Consider the following 3,214-nt stretch of genomic DNA (forward strand, 5'->3'; position numbering starts at 1 on the left):
GAACTGGCAGGAGCCGTTGATTGACTGATCTGAGTTCCCGGCCGTTCGGGGCTTTCCATCACTGTGTGTGATCGCCAGGAGCGTAGGTCTTCCATGTTCCGCCGCCCTCGGCTGCGAGGTTCTCGGCATGTTCGACGTGGTAGCCGAGCATCTCGGCGACGACGGAAGCGGGAGCTTGAAGGACGAGCTGGCGGATCGAGGCGGTCCGTGCGTTAAGCCGTGGAATGTCCGCCTTCCGAAGCCGTCCGTGGAGCGCTTCGGTGGTCATCGGCTGCCCGGCTCGGCGTCCGGGAAAGAGCCAGCGGCTGTTCGGGTTCGTCGCCGTCGCGGTGTTCGGACGTGTCTGGATGTAGGTCTGCAGCAGTGCGGCAAAGGGTGCGGGAACGGGCGAGGGCGGCTCGCCAAGTCGGAGAAAGAGCTGGTCGCCGTCGTGGCTGACGTCGTCGATGGTGAGACGGACGATTCGGGTAACCGGTTGGGCGTAGAGCAGGATCAGCAGCGCGACGACGCGGTCGAGTAGCGGCAGGGTCTCCTCGGTGAACATGCGCCGGATCAGCGTGATGCGACGGTGTTGAGTGAGCGGCGCTGGGTTTTCGGTGCTGTGAACCGGGATCTGCAGGCGTGGCAGGGTGCGCGCTTCAGAGCACCAGCGCAGGAAGGGCTGGACCAGGCGTCGGCTGATGGGTGGGGAGGCGAACCAAGCGTCGACGTCGGCTTGGGTGCACTCGGTCAGCGTGCGCCCGCGGTTCTCGAGCCAAGCCAGGAAAGCTCTGGCCTGCTGAAGACGGTCTCGGGCTCCTCGTTGACGGTTTTGCCCGAGCGGTCCCTTGGCGGCTGCAGCACGTAGCTGGCGGAGAAGATGCCAGGTGGCGTAGCGTTCCAGGATCTTGCGATGGTCGAGGTTGTCCACCTCGGGGAGCCAGTCGGTCAGCCAGCGCTGGAACAGCAGCAGGTGCCGGTCTGCGGGCGGGAGGATCCCGCATTCCATCAGCAGATCTCGGGTGTAGGCCACCGACCGCCAGGGTGACAACTGGCTGAGTCCGTCGTGGGTGAGAGGAACTCGACCGCGGGCCAGGGCGCGAAGGATCTGCTGAACGTGGGGACGGCCCGTCCACGTAATCAGTCCCCAGGGTCGTCGAGCGCTGCGCAGCAGGTTCAGCAGAGGGACGAGGTCGGGCCGGACGCGTCCAGTGCCGTCGTCGAGGAGGTCTTGGAGGCGTTCGGCCAGGACGCAACGGCCGCAGACCCCCAGCCGGTAACGTCGTCCCTCCTGCCCGCAGATAGTGCAGGTGAAGTTGCCCAGACCGCCGGCGCAATCAGTGCAAAGGGGCTGGCCGTCGGGATCGAGGCCGGGAGTCAGCCGGTCGACGCCGCAGCCGACGCAGCGCCCGTAGGTCTCCAGGGCCCGGGTCGCGCAGGTCGCGCAGAGATAGCCCTCGGGCCAGCGGGCCGCACCGAGCCGTACCTTCCTCTGGCAGCGAGCGCAGAACAGGTCTTCTTCTTTGATCCGCTTGCGGCCCCCGACCACGTGCTCAGGCTTCCGGCCGGATCCGGGCCCGCATGGGCCGGATCGTGTCGGCCAGGCTCGTCACGTTGTGGCCGCTTGCCGTGGCGCGGCTGGTGGCGTTTTGGGCGCGGGTCGCGATGAGCTCGGTGGGTGTGCAGGTGAAGATGTCGCAGAGCGCGGCCAGCACCGGTAGGGACAGCCGTTCGGGGGTCTGCGTGACCAGGCGCCAGACCTGCACCGAGGACAACTTGATACCGCGATCTTCCAGGAGAGGTATGAGGTCGGTGGCAGCGAACAGACCGTGACTGGCCATCACCTCACGCAGCCGCCATTGATAGCTGACCTGGCGTTTCATCGGGCCCTCCGGGCGGGTTTCAAGGCGGCGTCGAGGGTGGCGTCCAGCGCTCGGCGCAGGGTGCGGGTGCGGAAGTCGGAGGAGACGCAGGTGTAGATCGAGGTGGTGGACGCGTGCTCATGGCCGACCTGCTCTTGGACGAAGCGGGCATCCCAGCCGTCCTCGATCAGATGGGTGACGTAGGAGCGGCGGAAGGAGTGGAAGTCCAGTACCTTGTCCAGGCCCAGTGCGTCGCGGTAGAGGGCGAAGCGGCTGTTCATCTGGGAGAAGCCGATCCGCGGGCTGCGCTCCGAGGGCCACATGGCGCCGTCGTCGGCGGTGGCGAACAGCGGGCGGACCTCGGTGTCCCACTGCTCCAAGATTTCGGCGGCCCATGGCCAGACGGTCAATACGCTGCGCCGTTTCGGCGGCGATCCCTTCTGCGCCTTCCCATGCCGGACGTAGAGCACGCCGTACTCACCGAACTCGACTCCTTCGGGGTTGCGGCCCAGATCGGCGGTATCCAGCATGCGCGTCTCGTTGCGGCGCAGGCCGAAGGCGTAGGCGGTCTTGAATAGCGCGGCGTCGCGGAAGGCCGACAGCCAGCCCTTGCGGCCGGCCTCGCGGACCAGGCCGACCTGCGCGTCGGCGTGGTCGAAGAAGGCCTGTAACTCATCGCGGGTGAAGGCGCGCTTGCCCGCGTCCGCTTCGGCGTCGGCCACGTGCACCGCGGTGTTCCACTCGTGGCAGACCTGCACCGGATGGTTGCCGAAGCGGCGCTCGCACTCAACCGACCAGCCATAGAGCGGGTCGGTGATGTAGGAGCAGAAGGAGCGGACCGCCTCTTGATAGTTGCGCAGCGTGGAACGCTTCAGATCATGGACGGCGCGCAGGTCGCCGAGCCATTCGTCGACCATCAGCGGAGTCCATCGCCAGGGGAACGCATCGGCATGCCGTGTGAAGGCGCGAACCGTCTTCTCTCGGCTGTTGATCGTGCCGAACGCCAGGTTCCGTGCCAGCTGCTGGTTGCGCCAGCCGTCCAGCATGGCGGTGAAGATCTGCTCTTCGGGGTGAAGGAGCGGGAGTCCATCCACCAGGTGCAGGCCCGCGGCGCCCGGAATCAGATCATTCTCAGTAGCCACTCCAGCACTCTACGTCACTTACATTTGACGAAGGATGCTTTCATCAAAAGAAATGGCCTGAACGGCGCCCCAGGTCAACAACACGTAGCGGCTCCGATGATGCTCCGGTAGCGTCTGATCCTCAGGCGCGAGGCGTGTCCCATGCCAGGCCGGAGAGCAGCAGTGATTACCCCCTGCGCACCTCGCACGCAAACCAATCTGAGATTTCATCAGATGAAATTGCGGCCGGTT

General features: G+C 66.0%; 3 protein-coding genes. All 3 read right to left on the reverse strand.

Going from position 1 to position 3,214, the window contains the following annotated elements:
• Nucleotides 1-58 precede the first annotated feature (58 nt).
• The 3 genes from ABGB18_RS49185 to ABGB18_RS49195 are packed head-to-tail and all read right to left on the reverse strand — an operon-like array spanning nucleotide 59 to nucleotide 2,887.
• Complete coding sequence (locus ABGB18_RS49185) at nucleotides 59-1,528, reverse strand: hypothetical protein (RefSeq protein ID WP_347702634.1); 1,470 nt, start codon at nucleotides 1,526-1,528, stop codon at nucleotides 59-61.
• A 4-nt stretch (nucleotides 1,529-1,532) separates the two neighbouring features.
• The gene (locus ABGB18_RS49190) at nucleotides 1,533-1,862 is read right to left on the reverse strand and encodes a helix-turn-helix transcriptional regulator (RefSeq protein ID WP_347702635.1); all 330 of its coding nucleotides are present in this window, start codon (nucleotides 1,860-1,862) and stop codon (nucleotides 1,533-1,535) included.
• A complete protein-coding gene (locus tag ABGB18_RS49195; protein ID WP_347702636.1) occupies nucleotides 1,859-2,887 on the reverse strand; it encodes a tyrosine-type recombinase/integrase in 1,029 nt (342 codons plus the stop codon). The genes ABGB18_RS49190 and ABGB18_RS49195 overlap by 4 nt, the downstream gene beginning before the upstream one ends.
• Between the last annotated feature and the right edge of the window lie 327 nt (nucleotides 2,888-3,214).

The sequence above is a fragment of the Nonomuraea sp. B12E4 genome (genome assembly GCF_039871825.1).
Classification (GTDB): domain Bacteria; phylum Actinomycetota; class Actinomycetes; order Streptosporangiales; family Streptosporangiaceae; genus Nonomuraea.

Excerpts from the sequence above, each read along its gene's own strand:
- ABGB18_RS49195 (WP_347702636.1), bottom strand. The coding sequence starts at position 2,887 with ATGCTGGACGGCTGGCGCAACCAGCAGCTGGCACGGAACCTGGCGTTC.
- ABGB18_RS49190 (WP_347702635.1), bottom strand. The coding sequence starts at position 1,862 with ATGAAACGCCAGGTCAGCTATCAATGGCGGCTGCGTGAGGTGATGGCC.